Here is a 23,572-nt window from a genome sequence, read left to right on the forward strand (position 1 = left end):
TTCTTGTTGTGGTTATTGAAAAGGCTCGGGTGTCGCAGCCGTCACTGGCAGGTTTGCCGCTTCCCATGCATCCAAGCCGTCGCGGTACCAATACACAGAGGTATAGCCTAGGTTGGCGGCACGTTTTACCGCGTTCCAACTCAGCCAGCAATCGGAGCGGCAGTAGAACACCAGCGGGCGCGACAGGTCGCCGCCGGTGTACTTGTACAGGTGCCGCGCGAAGTAACCTTGCCACTCCGGCGTCAGGTCGCCGTCGCCGGTATTGGCCAGCCAATAGCTGCCGGGCAGGTTGGCGTGGGGCTGGTCTTGGATGAAACGACCTTGCAGCCATTGGCGACGGTAAACGTCGATCAGCACCGGTGCGGGCACCTGGCCGAGCAAGGCTTGCAGGGCCGGGGTGTCGACGATGGTCGCCCCCGGCACATGGTCGGGGGTAGGGCTGCGGTACAGGCTGATGCGATAGCCGTCGGTGGAAAACAGCGGCGTGTCGGCCTGGACCTGGGCGGTGAGCAGGCACAGCAACGCCAGCAGGGGCAGTCGGGCGGGCAGCATGGCAGGGCGATCCTTATCGTTATGCGCCCATTACACGTGAGTCCCGCGCCCTTGGGAATGCGACGATAGACAGCAAAACCAGTACCAAAGTAGTAGTTTTTGCGCCCTCAGCCCGGTTTGCGCAAGGCCGCGTGCTGCGGGTTGAAGGTCAGCACCGCCAGCAGGGTGAACAACCCGGTCAGGCCCAGGCAGATCACCAGGGCCAGGCCGGCCAGGCGTTCATACAGGGCAAAGCGCACCAGCTCCACCGCGTGGGTGAACGGGTTGACCGCGCACAACCAGTACAACCACTGGCTGGCATCGCGCATCTTCCACAGCGGGTACAGCGCCGATGACAGGAAAAACAGCGGGAAAATCACGAAATTCATCACCCCGGCGAAATTCTCCAACTGACGAATCGCGTTGGACAGCAACAGCCCCAACGCACTGAGCATCAACGCCACCAGCAGCAACGCGGGCAAGGCGAGCAACAGACCCATGGCCGGCGGCTGCACGCCGTAGACCCAGGCAATGGCCAGGAACCCGTACACCTGCAACAGCGAAATCAACGCCGTGGCCAGCAATTTGCTGCACAGCAAAAACGTGCGTGGCAGCGGGCTGGTCAGCAGCACGCGCATGCTGCCCATCTCACGGTCGTAGACCATCGCCAGCGAGCCCTGCATGCCGTTGAACAGCAGGATCATGCAGGCCAGCCCCGGAATGATGTACACCTCGTAGGGGATGTAGGTGTCGTAGGGTTCGATTACCGAGATGCCCAACGCGGCGCGAAACCCGGCGGCGAACACCACCAGCCACAACAGCGGCCGCACCAGGGCGCTGAGAAACCGTGTGCGCTGCAACACAAAGCGCAGCCATTCGCGCAGCACGATGCCACGCAGGCACTGCCAATACGCGTTCATGCCGGCGCTCCCGTTGCGGTGGGGCGGGTCAGGCCCGCGAACAGGCGGCCCAGGTCGCCGTCGTGGTTCTGCACCAGCGTGTCGACTTGCCCGCTGGCCACCAACCGGCCCTGATGCAGGATCATCAGCGCGTCATCGGTGTGCACTTCATCGAGCAGGTGCGTGGTCCACAGCACGCTCAGATTGTGCTCCCGGCACAGCCGGCGCACATGCTGGTTCAGCCCCAGGCGGCTGGCCGGGTCAAGGCCCACGCTGGCTTCGTCCAGCAACAGCAGGCGCGGTTCATGCAGCAGGGCGCGGGCGATTTCCACGCGGCGCCGGTGCCCGCCGTTCAGGGCGCGGACCTTTTCGCGCCGCCGTTCGCCGAGCCCCTGGCGCGCCAGCTCGGCCTCGACGCGCAGGTCGGTTTGCCGGCGTGACAAGCCATGCAGGGCGGCGTGATAGCGCAGGTTCTGTTCCACGTTCAGGTCCAGGTCCAGGGTGCTTTGCTGGAACACCACCCCCAGTCGAGTGAGGGCCGCCCGCGGTGCGTCGCGCAGGGAGTGGCCGCCGACGTGGATCTCGCCGCGTTGCAGGTCATACAGCCGCGTCAACAGCGCGATCAGGGTGGATTTGCCGGCACCGTTGGGCCCCAGCAATGCGCTAAAGCGCCCCGGCGCCAGGCTGAAACTCACCTCGCACAACGCCTGTCGAGCGCCATAGGCAAAGTGCAGGTCGCGCACCTCAAGAGCGTTCATGGTGTGACCACCACGCCCCACGGATAGCGCCCCACCTTCACCGACTTGATCACCTTCAGGCTGTCCACATCGATCACCGACACATCGCCGCTGACGCCGTTGGTGGCCAGCAGTTGCTTCTGATCCGGGGTGAATGCCAGCTGCCATCCGCGGCGGCCCACCAGCAGGTAATCGAGCACCTCGAAGGTCTTGGCGTCGACTACCGCCACATGGTTGGCCGGGCCGAGCGCGACAAACCCGTATTTGCCATCGGCGCTGAGTTTGATACCGACCGGCTGCACCTTATCCGGGTGCACGCCCTTGATGGCGAATGTCAGGGTCTTGAGCACCTTGCGGCTGGCCACATCGAGAATGGTCACGGTGCCGCCGATTTCCGCCGAGGCCCACAGCTGCGAGCCATCATGGTTGAACTCGACGAAGCGCGGGCGTTGATCCACCAGGGTGCTGTCGGCCAGGGTCTGGGTGCTGGTGTCGATCCAGTGCAGCATGTTGGTGGTTTCGCTGGTATTGACCGCCCACTTGCCGTCCGGGCTCACGGCCATACCCTCGGGTTCCACGCCGACGCTGATCTGGCCGAGCACCTTGGCGGTCTCTGTGTCGATCACGGTGACCAGCGCATCGTCTTCGTTGGACACATACAACCAGCGGTTATTGGGGTGCAGGGCAAACTGCTCGGGGTCTTTGCCGGAAGGCAGCTCCTTGACGATTCTGCGCGTGGCCACGTCCATCACCTGCACACGGTCCGAGTCGCTGGCGCAGATGTACAGCAGCTTATTGTCATGGGACAACAGCAGGCCCCGTGGGCGCTGGCCGACCTTGAGGGTGTCGGTGACTTGCAGTGTCTGCATGTCGATCAGGCTCAGGCTGTTGTCTTTCTCGTTGGAGACCCAGGCGGTGCTGGCCATGGCATGCCCGGCGGCAAGCAGCAGGGCGCATGAGAGCAGGGTGCGGCGCATGGCGAGTTCCTTATTATTGTGAGCGATCAGGGAAAGCGGCAGGTCACCTCGGGTTGGTCATAACCCAGGCTGTCCATTTCATTGGTGGGGTGCAGGAAACCGTCCTGGGGCGACGTGCTGACCAGCGCGCGCGGCTGCACGATGGGAATCGGCTGGCGCAGTTGGCCGTTCCAGGCGCGGTAGCTGAGCTTGCGGCCCTTGAAACCATCCAGGGGCAACTGCTCGCTCAGCTCCAGTTGACGAATCGCCTGAGGGTCGACCTGGCGCAGTTTGTTGACCGCGCTGGCAACGCTGCGCACGGCCATCCAGGCGGCGAAATCGCGGTCGTTCATCCAGCGTCCGGCCAGGGCTTCGAAGCGCTTTTGCAATTGGGCGGCGCCGTAGGTTTCCACGGTCTTGTGCCAGCCGGTGGGTGTAAGGCCCTGGGTGCCGGCGACGGGGCGCGGGTACCAGGTTTGATAGGGGACATACTCGCCGAAGTCACCGCGTTCGTCGGCCACCAGCACCACGTCGTAGTCGGCGGTCTGGGTAAACAGCGGCATATCGGCCTGGGCGCTGCGGCGTTGGTCGTTATCGAAACGCCAGGCTTTTTCCGCGACCAACTGCACGCCGAAGCGTTTGGCGGCACGGCGCAGGGCGGCGGCGTAGGCCTGATCGTCTTCGGTGGGGCCGACAATCAGCAACGCCTTCTGCCATTTGCGCAGCACCAGAAACTGCGCCAACGCATCGGCGAGCATCGCGCGGCTGGGCAGGGTATGCAGCACATTGGCCAAACAGTCGGTGCTGCGCAGGCGGTCGTCCGGGCTCCCGGCGTTAAACAGCAGGCTGTCGGGCAGGGCGGCACTGAGTTGACGCAGGCTGGCGGCCGGGGCATTCACCACGAACAGGCGCAGGCCCTGAGCGTGCTGGGCTTGGGCCGCAGTGAGCAGCGCTTCGGGGCTGTCCACACTGGCGCTGGTCAAGCTGTAGCGCTGGTTGAGAAACGCGCCGGTGCTGTTGCTGTCGATGATCGCCAGCTCGGCGCCGCGCTGCCCGGCATCGGCGGGTTCGGGAATCACATTCGACAGCAGCGGCCCTGGGTCGGGTCGATAGCCCAGGTAGCCGATCTGCACCTGCAAGGGCGCTTCAGCGGCCTGGCCGTGGCTAGCCCAGGCCATTGTCAGCAGGCAGATCACGGCATAAGGGGCGAGCTGGCGCATAAGGCACTCCATGACAGGTAGCGCCAGCATAGGAAGCCTTAGGGTTGCTGCAAATATGCAGAAAGTAGCGCTGGGGCAGTACCAAGGTAGTAGCGGCGGCGAGCGACGGTCTTAGCATGGACCACCTGGCCTCATTCACAGGAGTGACACGAGCATGCGCGTCTTCACCGCCTGGCCTGGGCTGTCGGCCCTGTGGCGCATCAACCTGTGGGGGTGCAGCTTCTTCACCTTGGTGACCGGCGCGTGTATGGCACTGCTGCTGCACCAAGCCTTGGCGGACGTGGAGCGCGAATTGCAATCGGCCGCGGCGGCGGTGGCCTGACTGGGCGACACCGCCGAGCGCGACCCCGCCAGCCTGCACTGTAAAGTCCCGCCGTGGCCGGGAAGATTTCCCGAGGCGCCGCTGTTTTAGGCCTGCCCCACAAGCCCTACTACCAAGGGAGGAGAGCGCGCCCACCAAAGCAGCATACGGCCCATGCGCCGGGGTTTCTAAGATGGTTGCCATAGCCTCTGCAATGAGGTTTTGCGTGCAATCCTGAGGGCAAAAATAATGACAACAAAACACAACGCCTTGCTCGTGGCCGGGCTGCTGGCCGGTGTGATCGCTGCCGGCTCCGCCTGGGCCCATGGCAACGTGGTCCCGCAAGCGGTGGAAACCAAGGGCCTGACCTCGATCAAGGACGCCGGCGTAGCGGTCAACGAAGACGGCTGGGCGGCGGTCAATCCGTACCGCACCTCGCTTGAACACGACCGCGCCGTGGAAATCGGTGCGTCGGCCTATAACCAGAACTGCGCCGCCTGCCACGGCCTGGAGGCCAAGTCCGGCGGGATCGCCCCCGACCTGCGCATGCTCGATGTGGGCGAAGCCGGTGATGAGTGGTTCGTCGAGCGCGTGCGCCATGGCGCCGTGCGCGACGGCCGCGTGTACATGCCGAAAATGGCCGATTACTTGAGCCAGGAAGCCTTGTGGGCGGTGCGCACCTACCTGGACAGCGTGCACGTCGAGGAGTAAGCCATGCGCCTGTTCGCTTATGTGCTTGGCCTGGCCCTGCTGTGCTGCCAGCCGGCACAGGCGCAGGTGCGCAGCTATGACCAGATGATCGCTGCCGGCGAAATCAACGTGGCGGTGTACCAGGACTTTGCCCCCTACAGTTTCCAGGACGGTGGCACCCCGCGCGGGGTCGACGTGGAGCTGGCCCGGGCCCTGGCCAAGGCGTTGGGGGTGCAGCTCAAGTTGATCTGGGTGCCGGCCGGGGAGAAGCTCGACGACGACCTGCGCGACTACATCTGGCGCGGCAGCCCGTTGCACAACCAGCAACTGGCCGACCTGATGATGCGTGCCCCCTACGATCACGATTACGCGCAAAAGCGCAACGATCAGGGCGAGCTGGAAAATGCCCATGTGGTGATGTTCGGGCCGTACCAGAATGAACAATGGCAGGTGGCCTATGACCGGCGGCGCCTGGCCAGCGTCGCCAGCGTGGCGGTGTTCGAACGGCACCCGATCGGCGTCGAGGTCGACAGCGTACCGTCGTTCTACCTCACCTCGGTGTTCAACGGCATGCTCGCCGCCAGGACCCATCACTACCCCGACGTGCCCCAGGCCTTCGCGGCGATGAAGGCCGGTGAGGTCGACGCCGTGATGGCGATGCGCGGCGAAGTTGACTGGCAGGTGCACGAGGCCCATGACCCGCAATTGGCCCTGGCTGAAAACGCCTACCCGAACCTGGGCAAGCAACGCTGGGAGATCGGCATGGCGGTGCACGAGAGCAATCGCCAGTTGGCCTATGCGGTGGAAGAAGCGCTGGAAAGCCTGATCCGTGACGGCGTGGTGCACGCCATCTATGCCCATTACGGCCTGCGCTACGAAGTGCCCGAGATGTATCAATAGGAGCAGGCGATGAACTGGCGACTGAGCTGCATCCTGGCTTGCTGGCTGCCGCTGGCGGCCCACGCCGTGGAGGTCGACCCGGTGCCGTCGGTGATGTGGGACTTCTATCACAAGCAGTTCCTGGCGCAGGCACCGTTCGTGTTCGACGACCGAGTCAAGCTGCTGGCGCCGCCATTCGCCGAAGATGCGCGCCAGGTGCCGCTGGAAATCGATGCGCGCGCCTTCAACGGCCATGTGGTGAAAATCCTCGCCTGGGCCGAGCTCAACCCACTGCCGAAAATCGTCGACTTCCAACCCAGGGCCGGCGTGCTGCCGTGGTTGTCGCTGCGCATTCGTGTCGAACAGGCCACGCCGTTGCGCGCCGCAGTGCTTACCGACGACGGCCTGTGGCATGTGGGCTCGACTCTGATTGACGCGGCCGGTGGCGGCTGCACCGCGCCCAGCGTGGTACGCACCCAGCCGGGTTGGGAAGAGCACATCGGCGAGGTGCTCGGCGGGCGCTACCCCCGTGGCGAATTCAGCCGCGTGCGCGTGCAGGTGGCGCACCCGATGGACAACGGCATGGTCAGCGGTATCCCCGAATTTTTTATCAATCATGCGCAACTGCGTGGTCAGGACGATCAGGTGCTGGCCGAGCTGGAGTTGTTCCCGGCGGTCAGTGAGAACCCCAACCTGGCCTTCGATATCGACGCGCCGGGACCCACTCGCCTGGTGCTGCGCGACAACAGCGGCAATGAGTTCGACGCGGCCATCCCCTGACCAGAAGGAGCGCGCCATGCGCTGGATTTTCCTGTTGTGCCTGGGCCTGAGCCTGCCGGCCCTGGCGGACCTGGACTACACCCTCAAGCCCCGGCTGATCGCCGAAGACACCTGGCTGCTTGAAGGCAGCACCGACAACTTCGCCAAAGCCAATGGCGGCAATATCGTCAACACTGCCTTTATCGTCACCGAGGCCGGCGTGGTGGTGATCGACACCGGGCCGTCGCGCCGCTACGGCGAAGCCCTGCGCCAGGCCATCGCCCAGGTTACCTCCAAGCCGGTAATCCAGGTGCTGATCACGCATCATCACCCCGACCACGCCCTGGGTAACCAGGCGTTCAAGGACGTGCCCATCGGTGCCCTGGCCGACACCGCGCGCCTGCTGCAGGAGCAGGGCGACAGCATGGCCGAGAACCTCTACCGCATGGTCGGCGACTGGATGCGCGGCACCGAGGTGGTGCTGCCGACCCAGGTGCTGCAACCCGGTGTATTGAGCGTGGGCCAGCATGACCTGCGTTTGCTTGCGCTGGCCGGGCATACCGGCGCCGATCTGGCCATTCTCGACCAGCGTACCGGCGTGCTGTTTGCCGGTGACCTGGTGTTCTACCAGCGCGCCCTCACCACGCCGCACAGCCCAGGGCTGGCGGTGTGGCTGGCCGACCTCGACACCCTGCAAGCCTTGCCCTGGCGCCTGATCGTGCCCGGCCACGGTCCGGTGGCCGACGATGCACAGCCCTTCGCACAGATGCGCGACTACCTCACCTGGCTCGAGCAACTCTTGCGCGACGGCGCGGCTCAGGGCAGCGCCATGGCCGAGATGATCCGCAGCCCAATCCCTGAGCGTTTCGCCGCGATCAGCCTGAGCCGCTACGAACTGATCCGCAGCGTCAGCCACCTGTACCCGCGCTACGAACGCGCGCAGATGCAACGGGTCGATACCCGCTACTAAGGAACTAGCAATCTCGATACTGCGGTCAATTGTGACAACTGCCCCTGCGCCCAAGAATCGGCACCAGACCGGGAAAATTTCCCGGGTATAACAAAAAACCGCAGAGGTAGCCGTCATGACCCAACCCGCCCGCCGCCAACCCTTCGCCTTGAGTGTGTTGCTCGGTGCCATCCTGTTATCCGGCCAGGCCATGGCCGCCGTGAGCGATCAGGACATTCTCCAGGACCCGAAAAACCCCGGGCAGATCGTCACCAACGGTCTGGGTGTGCAAGGCCAGCGCTACAGTCCGTTGGACACTCTGAATGTGGACAACGTCAAGGACCTGCGCCCGGTCTGGGCATTCTCCTTTGGCGGCGAGAAACAGCGTGGGCAGCAGGCGCAGCCGATGGTCAAGGACGGGGTGATGTACCTCACCGGCTCCTATTCGCGGGTGTTCGCGGTGGATGCGCGCACCGGCAAGAAGCTCTGGCAGTACGATGCGCGTCTGCCGGATGACATCCGCCCCTGCTGCGACGTGATCAACCGAGGGGTGGCGCTGTACGGCGACCTGGTGTTCTTCGGCACCCTGGACGCCAAACTGGTGGCCTTGAACAAAGACACCGGCAAGGTGGTGTGGAGCAAACGCGTGGCCGACCACAAGGAAGGCTATTCCATCAGCGCCGCGCCGCTGGTGGTCAACGGCAAGCTGATCACCGGCGTGGCCGGCGGCGAATTCGGCGTGGTGGGCAAGATCGAAGCCTACGACCCGAAAAACGGTGACCTGCTGTGGACCCGGCCGACTGTCGAAGGCCACATGGGCTATGTGTACAAGGACGGCAAGGCCGTGGAAAACGGTATCTCCGGCGGCGAAGCGGGCAAGACCTGGCCGGGCGATCTGTGGAAGACCGGCGGCGCGGCGCCGTGGCTGGGCGGCTACTACGACCCGGAAACCAACCTGCTGTTGTTCGGCACCGGTAACCCGGCGCCATGGAACTCGCACCTGCGCCCCGGCGACAACCTCTACTCCTCGTCGCGCCTGGCGCTGAACCCGGACGACGGCAGCATCAAATGGCACTTCCAGAGCACGCCCCACGACGGCTGGGACTATGACGGCGTCAACGAGCTGATCTCCTTCAACTACACCGAAGGCGGCAAAGAAATCAAAGCAGCGGCCACGGCGGACCGCAACGGTTTCTTCTATGTGCTGGACCGCACCAACGGCAAGTTCATCCGCGGTTTCCCGTTTGTCGACAAGATCACCTGGGCCACCGGCCTGGATAAGAACGGCCGGCCGATCTACAACGAAGCCAGCCGCCCCGGCGCTCCGGGCAGCGAAGCCAAGGGCACGTCGGTGTTCGTTGCGCCGGCCTTCCTCGGCGCGAAAAACTGGATGCCGATGGCCTACAACCGCGACACCGGCCTGTTCTATGTGCCGTCCAACGAGTGGGGCATGGACATGTGGAACGAAGGCATCGCCTACAAAAAAGGCGCGGCGTTCCTCGGCGCCGGGTTCACCATCAAACCGTTGAACGAAGACTACATCGGCGTGCTGCGCGCCATTGATCCGGTGAGCGGCAAGGAAGTCTGGCGGCATAAAAACTTCGCGCCGCTGTGGGGTGGCGTGCTCACGACCAAGGGCAACCTGGTGTTCACCGGCACGCCGGAAGGTTTCCTGCAGGCCTTCAACGCCAAGACCGGCGAGAAAGTCTGGGAATTCCAGACCGGCTCCGGCGTGCTCGGCTCGCCGATTACCTGGGACATGGACGGCGAGCAGTATGTCTCGGTGGTCTCCGGGTGGGGCGGCGCGGTGCCGCTGTGGGGCGGTGAAGTGGCCAAGCGCATCAAGGACTTCAACCAGGGCGGCATGCTCTGGACCTTCAAGTTGCCCAAAGACCTGGTGGCCAAGCACTAGGTCTACGACCAAATGAGCAACACCCCCCTGCCAACGGCGCATTCGCCCTGCCGTGGGGGCACCTTACTATCGGGTGATCGCCTGTTGATCGACAGGCCCGGACCCAGACAGAGGTTTCAACATGATCTACGCACAACCTGGCACCCCTGGCGCCATCGTCAGCTTCAAGCAGCGCTATGGTAATTACATCGGCGGCGAGTTCGTCGCACCGCTCAACGGCGAGTACTTCACCAACACGTCGCCCGTCACCGGTGAAGTGATCGCCGAATTCCCGCGCTCCAGCGCCGCCGATATCGACAAGGCCCTGGACGCCGCCCATGCCGCCGCCGATGCCTGGGGCAAGACCTCGGCCCAGGACCGCGCCCTGGTGCTGCTGAAAATCGCCGACCGTATCGAGCACAACCTCGAAGTGCTGGCCGTGGCCGAAACCTGGGACAACGGCAAGGCCGTGCGCGAAACCCTCAACGCCGACGTGCCGCTGGCCGCCGACCATTTCCGCTATTTCGCCGGCTGCATCCGCGCCCAGGAAGGCGGCGCCGCCGAGATCAACGAACACACCGCCGCTTACCACTTCCACGAACCACTGGGCGTGGTCGGCCAGATCATTCCGTGGAACTTCCCGCTGCTGATGGCCGCGTGGAAACTCGCCCCGGCCCTGGCCGCCGGTAACTGCATCGTGCTCAAGCCGGCCGAGCAGACGCCGCTGTCGATCATGGTGTTTGCCGAGTTGATCAATGACCTGCTGCCACCGGGCGTGCTGAACATCGTCCAGGGCTTTGGCCGCGAAGCCGGGGAGGCGCTGGCCACCAGCAAGCGCATCGCCAAGATCGCCTTTACCGGCTCCACGCCGATTGGCGCGCACATCATGCATGCGGCCGCCGAGAACATCATCCCGTCCACCGTGGAGCTGGGTGGCAAGTCGCCGAATATCTTCTTTGAAGACATCATGCGTGCCGAACCCCAGTTCATCGAAAAAGCCGCCGAGGGCCTGGTGCTGGCGTTCTTCAATCAGGGCGAAGTGTGCACCTGCCCGTCGCGGGCGCTGGTGCAGGAGTCGATCTACGAGCCGTTCATGGCCGAGGTGATGAAGAAGATCGTCAAGATCAAGCGTGGCAATCCACTGGACACCGAGACCATGGTGGGCGCCCAGGCGTCCGAGCAGCAATACGATAAGATCCTGTCCTACCTCAAGATTGCCCAGGAGGAGGGCGCCGAGCTGCTCACCGGCGGCGCGGCCGAGCACCTGGAGGGCGACCTGTCCAGCGGTTACTACATCCAGCCGACCCTGCTCAAGGGCCATAACAAGATGCGCGTGTTCCAGGAGGAAATCTTCGGCCCGGTGGTGGGCATCACCACGTTCAAGGACGAAGCCGAAGCCCTGGCCATCGCCAACGACAGCGAATTCGGCCTGGGCGCCGGGCTATGGACCCGCGACATCAACCGTGCGTACCGCATGGGCCGGGCGATCAAGGCCGGTCGGGTGTGGACCAACTGCTATCACCTGTACCCGGCGCATGCGGCGTTCGGCGGCTACAAGAAGTCGGGCGTGGGACGTGAGAACCACAAGATGATGCTGGACCACTACCAGCAGACCAAGAACCTGCTGGTGAGCTACGACATCAATCCGTTGGGGTTCTTCTGATTTTCTAATTGCAATTAGACCAAGTATGGGAGGGGGCCTGCCCCCGATGAGGGAGTGTCAGCTTAAACAGCTGTGACTGACACACCGCCATCGGGGGCAAGCCCCGATGCCAGTCAGTTAAGGAGGAACACTGGAACTTTGGTGAGCGGGCTTGCCCCGCGTTGGGCTGCGCAGCAGCCCCCAATAGGAGCGTCGCAGTATGCCAGGCAGCTCCGGGACTATGTTTTGGGGCTGCTTCGCAGCCCAACGCGGGGCAAGCCCGCTCGCCACAGGGTACTGGTTGCCCGTTCCGTCTCTTAACTGACCGGCATTGGGGCAAGCGCCATACCATAGTTTTGCTCCCTGTACATTCGCGACCAATGCACTGCGGTATTTACTTCGAAAGTAGCATTCGCACCCCCATCCCCCCATGCACTAATGCGTTTACCGGAATCTTCCGGCACAACAAGAGGACTCTTCCATGTGGACCAAACCCGCCTTCACCGACCTGCGTATCGGCTTTGAAGTGACCATGTACTTCGCCAGCCGTTGATTCAAACCCGGCCAGCCCAGTGCTGGCCGGTGCGCTATTGGGAATGACCCTTTGGTCTGATTGCAAACGCCTGCGGATCGGTTAGTGTGGAGCGCATCTTCCAAAAATAATAAGAACAGGCTTTCCAATGAGCCCCAACCTGAGCCTCCTGCGTAAATTCGTCTCGCCTGAAATCATCTTCGGCGCCGGTTGCCGGCATAACGTCGGCAACTACGCCAAAACCTTCGGTGCGCGCAAAGTACTGGTGGTCAGCGACCCCGGTGTGATCGCCGCCGGCTGGGTCGCCGACGTGGAAGCCAGCCTGCAGGCCATCGGCATCGACTACTGCCTGTACAGCGCGGTGTCGCCCAATCCGCGCGTGGAGGAGGTGATGCTCGGCGCCGAGGTGTACCGGGAAAACCATTGTGATGTGATCGTCGCCATCGGCGGTGGCAGCCCCATGGACTGCGGCAAGGCCATCGGCATTGTGGTGGCCCATGGGCGCAGCATTCTGGACTTCGAAGGCGTGGACACCATCCGCGTGCCCAGCCCGCCGCTGATCCTGATCCCGACCACCGCCGGTACCTCGGCGGATGTGTCGCAGTTCGTGATTATTTCCAACCAGCAGGAACGCATGAAGTTCTCCATCGTCAGCAAGGCGGTGGTGCCGGATGTGTCGCTGATCGACCCGGAAACCACCGCCAGCATGGACCCGTTCCTGTCCGCCTGCACCGGCATCGACGCATTGGTGCATGCCATCGAGGCGTTTGTGTCCACCGGCCATGGCCCGCTCACCGACCCCCATGCGTTGGAGGCCATGCGATTGATCAACGGCAACCTGGTGCAGATGATCGCCAATCCGGCCGACATTGCCCTGCGCGAAAAGATCATGCTCGGCAGCATGCAGGCCGGGCTGGCGTTTTCCAATGCGATCCTTGGCGCGGTGCATGCCATGTCCCACAGCCTCGGCGGCTTTCTCGACCTGCCCCATGGCCTGTGCAACGCGGTGCTGGTCGAGCATGTGGTGGCGTTCAACTACAACTCGGCGCCGGAGCGCTTCAAGGTGATTGCCGAGACCTTCGGCATCGACTGCCGAGGCCTGAACCATCGGCAGATCTGCGCGCGGCTGGTGGAACACCTGATTGCGCTCAAGCACGCCATCGGCTTTCACGAAACCCTCGGCCTGCACGGTGTGCGGGTGGCGGATATTCCATTCCTGTCCCAGCATGCGATGCACGACCCGTGCATCCTCACCAACCCGCGCGAGTCGAGCCAGCGTGACGTTGAGGTTGTGTATGGCGAAGCTCTCTAACGACCAGCAGCGCGCTCTTGCCGGGTTGCTCGGGCTGGGCGACCAGTCGGCGCGCAAGAGCCATTACCCCGAATTGACAGCGCGCCTGGACGAACTGGAAGCCGAGCGGCGGCGCTATATCCGTCTCAACGATGAACTGGAACAGCGGGTGGCGGCGCGTACCGATGAGTTGCTGGAGGCCAACCGCAATCTGCAACAGCAGATCGCCCAGCGTGAACAGGTGGAACGGCAACTGCGCGACGCCCGCGACGCCGCCGAGGCCGCCAACCGCAGCAAGGACAAATACCTCGCCGCCGCCAGCCACGACCTGCTGCAACCGCTGAACGCCGCGCGCCTGCTGATCGCCACCCTGCGCGAGCGGGCATTGCCCAGTGTCGAGCAGGTACTGGTGGAGCGCACCCATCAGGCCTTGGAAGGCGCCGAGGACTTACTCACGGATCTGCTCGATATCTCGCGACTCGACCAGGCGGCGGTCAAGCCGGACGTGGCGGTGTATCGCCTGGAGGAACTGTTTGCGCCGCTGGTCTCGGAGTTCCAGTCGGTGGCCCAGGCGGCGGGGCTGAACTTGCGTGCGCGCACCGGCGGTTATGCGATTCATACCGACCTGCGCCTGCTGACGCGGATCCTGCGTAACTTCCTCAGCAACGCCTGCCGCTACACCGATGAAGGTTGCATTCTGCTCGGCGCCCGCCGCCGTGGCGATTGCCTGCGCCTGGAAGTGTGGGACACCGGGCGCGGGATCGCCGCCGACCGGCTGGAGGCGATCTTCCTGGAGTTCAACCAGCTCGACGTCGGCCGCGCGTCGGAGCGCAAGGGCGTGGGCCTGGGGTTGGCGATTGTCGAGCGTATCGCCGAGATCCTCGGCTACCCGGTGGCCGTGCGTTCATGGCCGGGGCGCGGCTCGATGTTCAGCATCGAGGTGCCCATCAGCGCAGAGATGCCGCCCGCGATCAGCCAGTTGCCGACCCTGCCCAGCACCGGCAACCCGCTGCCGGGGCGGCGTTTGCTGGTGATCGACAACGAGATCAGTATCCTCGACAGCATGCGCGCGCTGCTGGGCCAATGGGGCTGCGACGTGGTCACCGCCACCGACCAGGCCGGCGCAGTGCTGGCGCTGCAGGGCAGGGCGCCGGAGTTGATCCTGGCCGACTATCACCTCGACCACGGGGTGGTGGGCTGTCTGGTGGTCAAGCAACTGCGCGAGCATTTCGGTCACAAGATCCCCGCCGTGATCATCACCGCCGACCGCACCGACCAATGCCGCCGCGCGCTGCGCAGGCTGGATGCGCCGCTGCTGAACAAACCGGTCAAGCCTGGGAAGCTGCGTGCCGTGCTCAGCCAGTTGCTGGCTTAGAAGCTTGATACCTGTCAACACGTCGCAGCCGGCGTTGCGGCAAGCTTAAGGCCTGACCCGGAGGCCTGGAGTACGCCATGAACGCCGCACCTTTCAAACTGCCCATGGGCCTGGTGGTCGCCGTGCTGGCGCTGGCCGGCGTGCTGCTGTTGCCGCTGCCCGCCGACCTGCCGGTGGCCGGCCAGCGTATGTTGGCGATCCTTGCGTTTGCCGTGGTGGTGTGGATCACCGAGGCGGTGTCCTATGAAGCCAGCGCGATCATGATCACTTCGCTCATGGCATTTCTGCTCGGCACGGCACCCTCGCTGCAGGACCCCGCGCACCTGATCGGCTCCAGCCCGGCCATCGGCATGGCGCTCACCGGCTTCGCCAACCCGGCGCTGGCGCTGGTGGCGGGGGCCTTGTTCATCGCGGCGGCCATGACCCACACCGGCCTGGACCGGCGCATCGCCCTGGTGACGTTGAGCCGCATCGGTACCAGCACCCGGCGCATCCTGCTGGGGGCGATTGCGGTGACGATCCTGCTCAGCCTGGTGGTGCCCAGCGCCACGGCGCGCAGTGCCTGTGTGGTGCCGATCATGATGGGCGTGATCGCCGCCTTCGGCGTGGACAAGCGCTCGAATATCGCCGCCGGGATCATGATTGTGGTGGCCCAGGGCACCAGCATCTGGAACGTCGGCATCCAGACCGCCGCGGCGCAGAACCTGCTCACCGTCGGCTTTATGGACAAGATGCTCGGCCAGCGCGTGTCGTGGCTCGACTGGCTGATCGCCGGCGCGCCGTGGGCGCTGATCATGTCGGCGGTGTTGCTGTTGCTGGTGCTCAAGCTGCTGCCGCCGGAAACCGACAGCATTCCCGGCGGCAAGGAAGCGGTGGCCCAGTCCCTGGTGGACATCGGCCCCACGACCGGCCCACAGAAACGCTTGCTGGCGGTGTCGGTGCTGCTGCTGTTGGCATGGGCCACGGAAGGGCGCCTGCATCCTTTCGACACCACCTCGACCACCTACGCCGGGTTGGTGTTCCTGCTGCTGCCGGGCATCGGCGTGATGACCTGGAAAGATGTGCAGTCGCGCATTCCGTGGGGCACGGTGATCGTGTTCGGCGTGGGTATCAGCCTGGGTACGGCGCTGCTGACCACCCAGGCCGGGCAGTGGCTGGGGGCTGCGGTGGTGGCCCACACAGGATTGGATCAGGTCGGGCCGCTGGGGGTGTTCGCGATACTGGGTGCGTTCCTGATCCTGATTCACCTGGGGTTTGCCAGCGCCACGGCGTTGACCTCGGCGCTGTTGCCGATCCTGATTGCGGTGCTGCAGACCCTGCCCGGCGAATTCAACCGCTTGGGTATGACCCTGTTGCTGGGGTTTGTGATGAGCTACGGGTTTATCCTGCCGATCAACGCGCCGCAGAACATGGTGTGCCTGGGCACCGGAACGTTTACCGCGCGACAGTTTGCCAAGGTGGGGATTCTGGTGACGTTGATCGGGTATGGGTTGATGTGGGTGCTGGCGGCGACTTACTGGAGTTGGCTCGGTTGGATTTGATTTGACGTTTACCTCTGGCTGCACCTGAGATCAAATGGGGGAGGGGGCTTGCCCCTCCCACTTTCTGACCCTACCCACTTCTGACATCCATTCCACCCCAAGATGGCAAGATGAACTCCGCTCAGGTTTACTGTTCTCTGAGTAGAGGTATCACCGACGCCCCCGTCGGTCATCTAGGTCATTGAATGGACAAATACACCCCCCGCACCTGGCAACCCCACGAACGCCCGAGCCTGCCCGGTTCGCCGTCGACGCCATTGCACCCCACCTATAAGCGCTGGCTGTTCGCGATGGTCGGCGTGCTGGTGGCGATCACCGGTGGGCTGGGCAATTCGTTGGTGATCGCCAACCTGCAATACCTGCAAGGCGCACTCGGTGCGACCACCGCGGAAATGGCCTGGCTGCCTGCCGCCTATGTAATGACCAACGTGTGCATGAACCTGCTGCTGGTGAAGTTTCGCCAGCAGTTCGGTCTGCGTGCCTTTACCGAAGTATTCCTGGTGCTGTACGCGCTGGTGACCTTCGGCCATCTGTTCGTCAACGACCTTAACTCGGCCATCGCCGTGCGGGCGGCCCATGGCATGGTCGGCGCGGCGCTGAGTTCGTTGGGGTTGTACTACATGATCCAGGCGTTCCCGGCCAAGTGGCGCATGAAAGCCCTGGTGCTGGGGTTGGGCACCGCGCAATTGGCGCTGCCGCTGGCGCGATTGTTCTCCGAGGATTTGCTGCAGATCGCTGAATGGCGCGGCTTGTATCTGTTCGAATTGGGCCTGGCGCTGATCTGCCTGGGTTGCGTGTTTCTGCTCAAACTGCCACCCGGTGATCGTTTCAAGACCTTTGAAAAACTCGATTTCCTCACCTTTGCGATCCTCGCCAGCGGCGTAGCGCTGCTGTGTGCGGTGCTGTCCCTGGGGCGTATCGACTGGTGGCTGGAAGCGCCGTGGATCGGCATCGCCTCGGCTTGCTCGCTCGTGCTGATCATGGCCGGCCTGGCCATCGAACATAATCGCGCCAACCCGCTGCTGATGACGCGCTGGCTGGGCAGCGGTGTGATGATCCGCCTGGCGCTGGCGGTGGTGTTGATTCGCATGGTGTTGTCCGAGCAGTCCACCGGCGCGGTGGGTTTTATGCAGGTGCTCAATATGAGCTACGAGCAGATGCACACCCTGTATGTGGTGATGCTGGCCGGGGCGATCAGCGGGCTGGTGGTCAGTGCGTTGACGATCAATCCGGCGCATCTGTTGATGCCGCTGATCATCTCCCTGGCGCTGATGGCTACGGGGTCGGTGATGGACAGCTTTTCCAACAACCTGACCCGGCCGCAGAACCTGTATGTCAGCCAGTTCCTGCTCGGCTTTGGCGGTACGTTCTTTCTGGGGCCGACCATGGTGCTGGGGACCAGGAACGTGCTGACCAACCCGCGCAACCTGGTGAGTTTTTCGGTAATGTTCGGCATCTGCCAAAACCTCGGCGGCCTGATTGGCGCGGCGTTGCTTGGCACTTTCCAGGTGGTGCGCGAGAAGTATCACTCCAGCATGATCGTCGAGCACCTGACCCTGCTCGACCCTCGTGTGGCAGCGCGCGTGCAGAGCGGCGGTTCGGCCTATGGCGGGCTGGTCGCCGACCCGGAACTGCGCAACCTCATGGGCATTCGCAGCCTGGCCACGGCGGCCACCCGTGAGGCGAATGTGATGGCCTACAACGATGTGTTCATGCTGATCGCGATCATCGCCATCCTGACCATGTTGTGGATCTTCATCCGCAGCCTGTGGCTGATGAGTACAACCAAGGCAGCAACCCCTCCCGTTCAATCCAGCGGCGTTACTTCATGACTGAAACAACGACTACCACCAACGCCATCGCCTCCACCCCCGAAGGCACCACGCCCTCGGGTGCGACCGTGAATGAACCGCGCTCGCTGCGGGTGCGCATCCTGTCATCCCTGGGCTTTGCCGCGATTGCCATCGTCGGTGTGTTGATTGTGCTGTACGCCTGGCAATTGCCGCCGTTCAGCAGCGCGGTGGAAACCACTGAAAATGCCCTGGTACGCGGCCAGGTCACGATCATTGGCCCGCAGCTCAGCGGCTATGTGTTCGAGGTGCCGGTGCAGGACTTTCAGTACGTCAAGGCCGGCGATCTGCTGGTGCGCCTGGACGACCGCATTTATAAGCAGCGCCTCGATCAGGCGCTGGCGCAACTGGCGGTGCAGAAGGCCGCGCTGGCCAATGTAGTGCAGCAGCGCAACAGCGCCGAAGCCACGATCAAACTGCGTCAGGCAGCCTTGGCGGACAGCCAGGCCCAGGCGCGCAAAAGCACCGCCGATCTGCGGCGTAATCAGGAGCTGATCAGCGATGGCTCGGTGTCCAAGCGCGAGCTGGACGTCACCCGCGCAGCAAATGCCCAGACCCAGGCGGCAGTGGCCCAGGCCCAGGCCAGCCTGGAAATCGCCCGGCAGGATCTGCAAACGGTGATCGTCAACCGCGGCTCCCTTGAGGCCGCGGTGGCCAGTGCCGAGGCGGCGGTGGAGCTGGCGCGGATCGACCTGTCCAATACCCGCATTACCGCACCGCGTGACGGCCAATTAGGGCAGATCGGCGTGCGCCTGGGCGCCTACGTCAACTCCGGCGCGCAGTTGATGGCGCTGGTGCCGAAGCAGTTGTGGGTGATCGCCAATATGAAAGAAACCCAGATGGACAATGTGCAGGTCGGCCAGCCGGTGACCTTTACCGTGGATGCGCTGAACCACCGCAGGTTTCACGGCACGGTGCAGCATATTTCCCCAGCCACCGGTTCCGAGTTCAGCCTGTTGCAGGCCGACAATGCCACCGGCAATTTTGTGAAGATTGCCCAGCGCGTGCCGGTGCGGATTACCGTCGACCCGGATCAGGCCGAGAGCGAACGGTTGCGGCCGGGGTTGTCGGTGGTGGTGAGTATCGACACCGCCGGCCGCCTGAAAAACAGCCCGCCCTGAAGGATTGCGGTCAGTGCGGGAGGTATTTCAGGGTGAAATCGAGGTGGGTTGATTGGCCCTGTTCCAGCAGCTTCAGCCCCGGCCTGCCCGGCAGGTGATGGGCATTGACCGGATGGCTTACCGGTTCGATGCAAAAGAAGCCGAGCCCCGGCGGGCAGTACAGCAGGAAGTAATCGGCGCCGATGGCCCGGCACTCCAGGGCATAGCCCAGCTCCGGCTGTTCGATCCGGCAGGCCCCATCCCACTGGCAGAAGCCATTGTCCACGAGGCCATCCGGCAGGTTTTTCAATATGTGGAAATCCCAGGCATCCGGAATCGTCGCCAACGCTGTCGGTAACTTGCTCGCGTCGCTCAGCCATACCTGCGCCGCCCTGGCCTGCAATTGCGTGCCGGCCCGGCGCGGAAAGTAGGGGTGCAACCCCAACCCATGCCACGCCGCCTTTTCGGCCAGATGGGTCACGCACAATTGAATGCTCAGTTCGCCGTTATTCAAGCGAAACCGTTGCTCGGCGCGATAGGCGAAGGGCGTTTGGCACAACACCTCCAACACTGCCTCAGTCGTCGTTTGGCTGACCACTTGCCATGCCTGCTGCCAGGCCGAACCATGAATCGCAAAGGGGTCGGTAAGGCTGTTGGGCGTCAGGGCCAGCCAGCCGTCGGGGTTCTCAAAACCGCCTTCGGCGATGCGGTTGGACCACGGCACCAGCGGGTAGCAGCCAAGCTTGCCGGGCAGCCCGGTGTTCAATGCCTGCTGGTCGCTGTGCCGTAACAGCGGCTGGCCGGTGGCGCGCACGCACCAGTTGACGAGGCTGCCGCCCACGGCAGGGTTCAGGGTGAGGTGAGTCACATGATCTTCAAGTTCAAGCATGATCACTCCGCTGAGCGCTCCCACGCTCTACGCGGAAGCGCTGCCTTGGATGCTGTTGGATCGTGACGCGCAGCGTCACAGGATGCATGCCCACACAGGCGCGCAGGAAGAATCAGTCAGAGGGTGAAGGTGGGCTCCGGCAGGCCGGTCACCCCGGGGTTGAGGGCGAATACGCCGCCGGCGAGCGACTGCGGGCCCTGGTCATCACGGATCGAGGTGACGAACAAGGTGTCCAGGCGACTGCCGCCAAACGCGCACATGCTGGGCTTTTTCACCGGTACGCTCAAGGAGCGATCGAGGCGGCCGTCGGGGGTGAAACGGTGGATCAGCCCGGCGTCGTTGGCGCAGATCCAGTAACAGCCGTCGGCGTCCACGGCGGCGCCGTCGGGACGGCCGAGGTGGTTGTGCATGTCGACGAACTCGCGGCGGTTGGACGGTGTGCCGGTGTCGAGGTCGTAATCAAAAGCCCAGATCCGTTGCACCAACGGGTGCGAATCCGAGACGTACATCGTGCGGCCGTCGGGGCTGAAGGCCAGGCCGTTCAGCGTGATAAAGCCTTCCAGCTGAGCATGCGGCGCGGAACCTGACGCATAGCGGTAAAGGATGCCCTCGGCCGCATTCAGGCCCATGTCCAGTACCATGCTGCCGGCCCAGAAGCGCCCCTGGCGATCACAGCGGCCATCGTTCAGGCGCATGTCCGTGCGCGGGTGCTCGACACCGGCCAGGAGCGTGGCGTCGAGGCTTGCGTCGTTATGCGGGGTGAGTTGGAAAAACCCGGTTTCCATGCCGGCGACCCAATTGCCCGCGTCGGTGCGGGCGATGCAGGCGAGCATCTGCGGGGCTTTCCACGCAGCCAGGTGGCCGGTGGCGGCGCTCCAGCGCTGCAGGCCGCCGTTGGGGATATCCACCCAATACAGGGCGTTTTCCTCGGGTACCCACACCGGGCATTCGCCCACGGCGTTGCGGGCGTCGACGATCAATTCAGCAGTCATGGCCACTTCCTGGGTTGGTGAACGCTCAATCGCCAAACGGCCCGGCCGCGCAGAACGCGCCGCCCTGGTACACCTTGGCCGGGTCGTTGTCAGCCACCGGCGGCTGGGCTTCGACCTGGGCGCGGAACACTTCGGAGTTGTCCTTGGGCACGAAGCCCAGGTGCGCGGCGTAGCGGTTATCCCACCAGGTGTCGAGGTTGTCCGACATACCGTAGACCACGGTGTGGCCGACGTTGGGCGTGTACAGGGCGCGTTCGAGCAGTTGGGTCAGGTCATCGAAGCTCAACCAGGTGTGCATCATCCGGCGATTCTGCGGCTCGGGGAACGAGGAGCCGATGCGGATGCTGACGGTCTCGATGCCGTAGCGATCGAAGTAGAAACTCGCCATGTCTTCGCCGTAGGACTTGGACAGACCATAGTAGCTGTCCGGGCGGCGCGGGGAGCGGGCGTCTATTTTTTCGTCCTGCTTGTAGAAGCCGATCACATGGTTGGAGCTGGCGAAGATCACCCGTTTGACGCCATGGCGGCGCGCGGCTTCGTAGATATGGAAAACCCCGCAGATATTCGCGCCGAGAATCTCCTCGAACGGTCGCTCCACCGACACGCCGCCAAAGTGCAGGATTGCGTCGACGCCTTCCACCAGGTGATGCACGGCTTGTTTGTCCGAAAGATCGCACGGCTGCACTTCTTCCTGGGCGTTGGCGGCGGGGGCCATCTCGGCGATATCCGACAGGCGCAGTACGTGGGCGTAGGGGCGCAGGCGTTCGCGCAGGACTTTGCCCAGGCCGCCGGCGGCCCCGGTGAGCAGCAGGCGATGGAAGGGAGTTGGGGTGATGGTGGTCATGAGCATTCCAGATTTTTGTTGTAGGTTGGCGTATGACTATGGCGAAGTATTGTTACGGAGCTCCGGGTTGTCAACGTCGATTCGGCTTGCCGCGACAGCGGTGGGTCAGCTAAGGAAACATCGGCTGACCCGGCCTCATCGGCGGCAAGCCCCCTCCCACATGAGTTGGGCGTCAGTGTCAGGTTGTGCAATCTTTAGAGCAGCGAGATCGGGTAGCTGATGAATATCCGGTTCTCATCGAACTCGTTGGTGCTGAAATCCCGACGCATCGTCGAGTTGCGCCATTTCACGTTGAGGTTTTTCAGCGCGCCGCTCTGCACGGTGTAGGCCAGTTCCGATTCGCGGCCCCATTCCTTGCCGTCAGTGATCGTTCCGGTGTGCACGTTGCTGCCGCTGATGTAGCGGTTCATCAAGGTCAGGCCGGGTACGCCGAGCACCGCGAAGTTGAAGTCGTGACGCAGTTGCCAGGATTTTTCCTTGGCGTTGTCGTAGCTGGAGTTGTAGCTGTCGTTGGCCAGGGTGCCGCCGCTGGTGCCGTTGACGCGCATCCACACGCTGTCGCCGCTGAGTTTCTGCAGGCCCACGTAGAACGTGTTGCCGCCGTACTTGGCCGAGAGCAGGGCAAACGCGGTTTTGTTATCGAGGTCGCCGGCCAGTGCGCTGCCGTCCTCTTTGCCGTTGAAAAAACCGAGGTTGGCGCCCAGGGTCCAGTCGCCCACCGGTTGGCTGTGGATGAGGTTGACGTACTGCTGCTGGTAGATATCGCTGAGCTCGGCGTACCACAGGCCGACCTGGGTGCGCTTGTCATTGAAGGTGTATTCACCGCCGCCGAAGTTGAAACGGTCGGACTTGAACGCCGTTTTGCCGTTCATGAACATGTCTTCCATGCTCGCGTCGTTGCGCGGGCTGTTGCCGCGAAATTGCCCGCCGTAGAGGGTCAGGCCCGCGATTTCATTGGACGTGACCTGGCCGCCGCGGAAGGTTTGCGGCAGTGAGCGGCCATCGTCGGAGCGCAGGATCGGCAGCACCGGCATCCATTCGCCGACTTTCAATTCAGTCTTCGACAACTTGGTTTTCAGCGCCACGCCCAGGCGTCCGAAGTTGTCGGCGGGGCGGCCGTCGTCGTGGATCGGCAACAACTGGGTGCCGCCGGTGCCTTTACCGCCATCGAGTTTCTGCGAGTACAGCCCCAGCACGTCAATTCCGAAGCCAACGGTGCCTTGGGTGTAACCGGACTTGGCGTCGAGAATGAAGTTCTGCGTCCACTCTTCAGCCTTGCCCTGGGCGTTGCCTGGGTTAGTGAAGTTACGGTTGAAATAGGCGTTGCGCAGGTTGAGGGTGGCCTTGGCGTCGTCGACAAAGCCGTCGGCATGCGCGGCGAAGGGCAGGGTGATGGCCAGGCTGCCGAGGCCGACCAGGCCCAGGCGTGCGCAGGAATTGCGGGCGAGTTGACTCACAGTGACGCTCCATTCTTTTGTTGTTTTTATTGGATGTCATACGTCGTCGTACAACATTGGTGCGGATATTTGCGAGAAATTCTCGGAGTGTCAAGCAGAAGTCATACGATGACTAAGGTGCGCGAGGTTAATGTGAGAGGGGCGGCACGGGTATCAGTGAAAACATCCCTTGAGGCTCTTGTGGTGAGCCAGCTCACCACAGGGCAGGCCTGCTCCCCACAGAGTTATGTGCCAGCCTCTAAGACCT

The 23,572-nt window shown here is 63.5% G+C and carries 21 protein-coding genes and 1 pseudogene; 13 read left to right on the top strand and 9 right to left on the bottom strand.

All coding sequences use genetic code 11. The features are described 5' to 3' along the window. Positions 1–12: 12 nt before the first annotated feature. The 5 genes from OSC50_RS08670 to OSC50_RS08690 form a co-directional block, all read right to left on the bottom strand. Positions 13–552 (bottom strand): PQQ-dependent catabolism-associated CXXCW motif protein, encoded by a 540-nt coding sequence (locus tag OSC50_RS08670; RefSeq protein ID WP_181081715.1) that lies wholly within the window; start codon positions 550–552, stop codon positions 13–15. A 107-nt stretch (positions 553–659) separates the two neighbouring features. Next, positions 660–1,451: an ABC transporter permease gene (locus tag OSC50_RS08675; RefSeq protein ID WP_181081716.1), complete on the bottom strand. Its 792-nt coding sequence runs from the start codon at positions 1,449–1,451 to the stop codon at positions 660–662. Continuing rightward, positions 1,448–2,188, bottom strand: a complete 741-nt coding sequence (locus OSC50_RS08680; RefSeq protein WP_266246017.1) for an ABC transporter ATP-binding protein — start codon at positions 2,186–2,188, stop codon at positions 1,448–1,450. The genes OSC50_RS08675 and OSC50_RS08680 overlap by 4 nt, the downstream gene beginning before the upstream one ends. Further along, complete coding sequence (locus OSC50_RS08685; RefSeq protein ID WP_266246015.1) at positions 2,185–3,144, bottom strand: YVTN family beta-propeller repeat protein; 960 nt, start codon at positions 3,142–3,144, stop codon at positions 2,185–2,187. Before OSC50_RS08685 ends, OSC50_RS08680 begins: the two co-directional genes overlap by 4 nt. A 26-nt stretch (positions 3,145–3,170) precedes the next feature. Next, positions 3,171–4,343 carry an ABC transporter substrate-binding protein gene (locus tag OSC50_RS08690; protein ID WP_253508401.1) on the bottom strand — a complete coding sequence of 391 codons (1,173 nt, stop codon included), beginning with the start codon at positions 4,341–4,343 and terminating at the stop codon, positions 3,171–3,173. 181 nt (positions 4,344–4,524) lie between these two features. Between OSC50_RS08690 and OSC50_RS08695 the strand changes: the two are divergent. The 13 genes and pseudogenes from OSC50_RS08695 to OSC50_RS08755 form a co-directional block, all read left to right on the top strand. Next, positions 4,525–4,662 (top strand): annotated as a pseudogene (locus OSC50_RS08695) (sensor histidine kinase); the annotation flags it as partial. A gap of 231 nt (positions 4,663–4,893) precedes the next feature. Then, positions 4,894–5,355 carry a cytochrome c-550 PedF gene (pedF, locus tag OSC50_RS08700; protein WP_253508399.1) on the top strand — a complete coding sequence of 154 codons (462 nt, stop codon included), beginning with the start codon at positions 4,894–4,896 and terminating at the stop codon, positions 5,353–5,355. Between the two features lie 3 nt (positions 5,356–5,358). Continuing rightward, a complete protein-coding gene (locus OSC50_RS08705; protein WP_266246010.1) occupies positions 5,359–6,234 on the top strand; it encodes a substrate-binding periplasmic protein in 876 nt (291 codons plus the stop codon). A 9-nt stretch (positions 6,235–6,243) separates the two neighbouring features. Beyond that, complete coding sequence (locus OSC50_RS08710) at positions 6,244–6,993, top strand: quinoprotein dehydrogenase-associated SoxYZ-like carrier (protein WP_266246008.1); 750 nt, start codon at positions 6,244–6,246, stop codon at positions 6,991–6,993. Positions 6,994–7,009: 16 nt separating this feature from the next. Beyond that, positions 7,010–7,942: a quinoprotein relay system zinc metallohydrolase 1 gene (locus OSC50_RS08715; RefSeq protein WP_266246006.1), complete on the top strand. Its 933-nt coding sequence runs from the start codon at positions 7,010–7,012 to the stop codon at positions 7,940–7,942. A 115-nt stretch (positions 7,943–8,057) separates the two neighbouring features. Further along, entirely contained in the window at positions 8,058–9,833 is a 1,776-nt protein-coding gene (locus tag OSC50_RS08720) for a PQQ-dependent methanol/ethanol family dehydrogenase (RefSeq protein WP_181081724.1), read from the top strand. A gap of 121 nt (positions 9,834–9,954) precedes the next feature. Next, positions 9,955–11,475, top strand: a complete 1,521-nt coding sequence (gene exaC / locus OSC50_RS08725) for an acetaldehyde dehydrogenase ExaC (RefSeq protein ID WP_181081725.1) — start codon at positions 9,955–9,957, stop codon at positions 11,473–11,475. Between the two features lie 460 nt (positions 11,476–11,935). After that, entirely contained in the window at positions 11,936–12,007 is a 72-nt protein-coding gene (gene pqqA, locus OSC50_RS08730) for a pyrroloquinoline quinone precursor peptide PqqA (protein WP_010209364.1), read from the top strand. Positions 12,008–12,134: 127 nt separating this feature from the next. Beyond that, entirely contained in the window at positions 12,135–13,298 is a 1,164-nt protein-coding gene (gene ercA, locus OSC50_RS08735; RefSeq protein WP_253508391.1) for an alcohol dehydrogenase-like regulatory protein ErcA, read from the top strand. After that, the gene (locus OSC50_RS08740) at positions 13,282–14,652 is read left to right on the top strand and encodes an ATP-binding response regulator (protein ID WP_266247604.1); all 1,371 of its coding nucleotides are present in this window, start codon (positions 13,282–13,284) and stop codon (positions 14,650–14,652) included. The genes ercA and OSC50_RS08740 overlap by 17 nt, the downstream gene beginning before the upstream one ends. 77 nt (positions 14,653–14,729) lie before the next feature. Next, positions 14,730–16,193, top strand: a complete 1,464-nt coding sequence (locus tag OSC50_RS08745; protein ID WP_181081728.1) for a DASS family sodium-coupled anion symporter — start codon at positions 14,730–14,732, stop codon at positions 16,191–16,193. A gap of 185 nt (positions 16,194–16,378) precedes the next feature. Further along, positions 16,379–18,025, top strand: coding sequence for an MFS transporter (locus tag OSC50_RS08750; RefSeq protein ID WP_181081729.1), 1,647 nt, complete (start codon positions 16,379–16,381; stop codon positions 18,023–18,025). Further along, positions 18,022–19,164, top strand: coding sequence for an HlyD family secretion protein (locus OSC50_RS08755; protein WP_181081730.1), 1,143 nt, complete (start codon positions 18,022–18,024; stop codon positions 19,162–19,164). The genes OSC50_RS08750 and OSC50_RS08755 overlap by 4 nt, the downstream gene beginning before the upstream one ends. Before the next feature lie 10 nt (positions 19,165–19,174). Here OSC50_RS08755 and OSC50_RS08760 read toward each other — a convergent pair whose 3' ends face one another. The 4 genes from OSC50_RS08760 to OSC50_RS08775 form a co-directional block, all read right to left on the bottom strand. After that, positions 19,175–20,032 carry an aldose 1-epimerase gene (locus OSC50_RS08760; RefSeq protein WP_253508381.1) on the bottom strand — a complete coding sequence of 286 codons (858 nt, stop codon included), beginning with the start codon at positions 20,030–20,032 and terminating at the stop codon, positions 19,175–19,177. A gap of 116 nt (positions 20,033–20,148) precedes the next feature. Continuing rightward, positions 20,149–21,024, bottom strand: a complete 876-nt coding sequence (locus tag OSC50_RS08765) for an SMP-30/gluconolactonase/LRE family protein (RefSeq protein ID WP_253508379.1) — start codon at positions 21,022–21,024, stop codon at positions 20,149–20,151. Between the two features lie 25 nt (positions 21,025–21,049). Then, positions 21,050–21,868 (bottom strand): NAD-dependent epimerase/dehydratase family protein, encoded by an 819-nt coding sequence (locus OSC50_RS08770; RefSeq protein ID WP_266247609.1) that lies wholly within the window; start codon positions 21,866–21,868, stop codon positions 21,050–21,052. Positions 21,869–22,062: 194 nt separating this feature from the next. Continuing rightward, positions 22,063–23,325 (bottom strand): OprD family porin, encoded by a 1,263-nt coding sequence (locus OSC50_RS08775; RefSeq protein ID WP_266247611.1) that lies wholly within the window; start codon positions 23,323–23,325, stop codon positions 22,063–22,065. Positions 23,326–23,572: the final 247 nt, after the last annotated feature.

The organism is Pseudomonas quebecensis (assembly GCF_026410085.1).
Taxonomy (GTDB): Bacteria; Pseudomonadota; Gammaproteobacteria; order Pseudomonadales; family Pseudomonadaceae; genus Aquipseudomonas; species Aquipseudomonas quebecensis.

What these genes read in the sequence shown, in the direction of transcription:
- OSC50_RS08670 (WP_181081715.1), bottom strand. Translation starts at nt 552, where the DNA reads ATGCTGCCCGCCCGACTGCCCCTGCTGGCGTTGCTGTGCCTGCTCACC.
- OSC50_RS08675 (WP_181081716.1), bottom strand. Translation starts at nt 1,451, where the DNA reads ATGAACGCGTATTGGCAGTGCCTGCGTGGCATCGTGCTGCGCGAATGG.
- OSC50_RS08680 (WP_266246017.1), bottom strand. Translation starts at nt 2,188, where the DNA reads ATGAACGCTCTTGAGGTGCGCGACCTGCACTTTGCCTATGGCGCTCGA.
- OSC50_RS08685 (WP_266246015.1), bottom strand. Translation starts at nt 3,144, where the DNA reads ATGCGCCGCACCCTGCTCTCATGCGCCCTGCTGCTTGCCGCCGGGCAT.
- OSC50_RS08690 (WP_253508401.1), bottom strand. Translation starts at nt 4,343, where the DNA reads ATGCGCCAGCTCGCCCCTTATGCCGTGATCTGCCTGCTGACAATGGCC.
- pedF (WP_253508399.1), top strand. Translation starts at nt 4,894, where the DNA reads ATGACAACAAAACACAACGCCTTGCTCGTGGCCGGGCTGCTGGCCGGT.
- OSC50_RS08705 (WP_266246010.1), top strand. Translation starts at nt 5,359, where the DNA reads ATGCGCCTGTTCGCTTATGTGCTTGGCCTGGCCCTGCTGTGCTGCCAG.
- OSC50_RS08710 (WP_266246008.1), top strand. Translation starts at nt 6,244, where the DNA reads ATGAACTGGCGACTGAGCTGCATCCTGGCTTGCTGGCTGCCGCTGGCG.
- OSC50_RS08715 (WP_266246006.1), top strand. Translation starts at nt 7,010, where the DNA reads ATGCGCTGGATTTTCCTGTTGTGCCTGGGCCTGAGCCTGCCGGCCCTG.
- OSC50_RS08720 (WP_181081724.1), top strand. Translation starts at nt 8,058, where the DNA reads ATGACCCAACCCGCCCGCCGCCAACCCTTCGCCTTGAGTGTGTTGCTC.
- exaC (WP_181081725.1), top strand. Translation starts at nt 9,955, where the DNA reads ATGATCTACGCACAACCTGGCACCCCTGGCGCCATCGTCAGCTTCAAG.
- ercA (WP_253508391.1), top strand. Translation starts at nt 12,135, where the DNA reads ATGAGCCCCAACCTGAGCCTCCTGCGTAAATTCGTCTCGCCTGAAATC.
- OSC50_RS08740 (WP_266247604.1), top strand. Translation starts at nt 13,282, where the DNA reads ATGGCGAAGCTCTCTAACGACCAGCAGCGCGCTCTTGCCGGGTTGCTC.
- OSC50_RS08745 (WP_181081728.1), top strand. Translation starts at nt 14,730, where the DNA reads ATGAACGCCGCACCTTTCAAACTGCCCATGGGCCTGGTGGTCGCCGTG.
- OSC50_RS08750 (WP_181081729.1), top strand. Translation starts at nt 16,379, where the DNA reads ATGGACAAATACACCCCCCGCACCTGGCAACCCCACGAACGCCCGAGC.
- OSC50_RS08755 (WP_181081730.1), top strand. Translation starts at nt 18,022, where the DNA reads ATGACTGAAACAACGACTACCACCAACGCCATCGCCTCCACCCCCGAA.
- OSC50_RS08760 (WP_253508381.1), bottom strand. Translation starts at nt 20,032, where the DNA reads ATGCTTGAACTTGAAGATCATGTGACTCACCTCACCCTGAACCCTGCC.
- OSC50_RS08765 (WP_253508379.1), bottom strand. Translation starts at nt 21,024, where the DNA reads ATGACTGCTGAATTGATCGTCGACGCCCGCAACGCCGTGGGCGAATGC.
- OSC50_RS08770 (WP_266247609.1), bottom strand. Translation starts at nt 21,868, where the DNA reads ATGACCACCATCACCCCAACTCCCTTCCATCGCCTGCTGCTCACCGGG.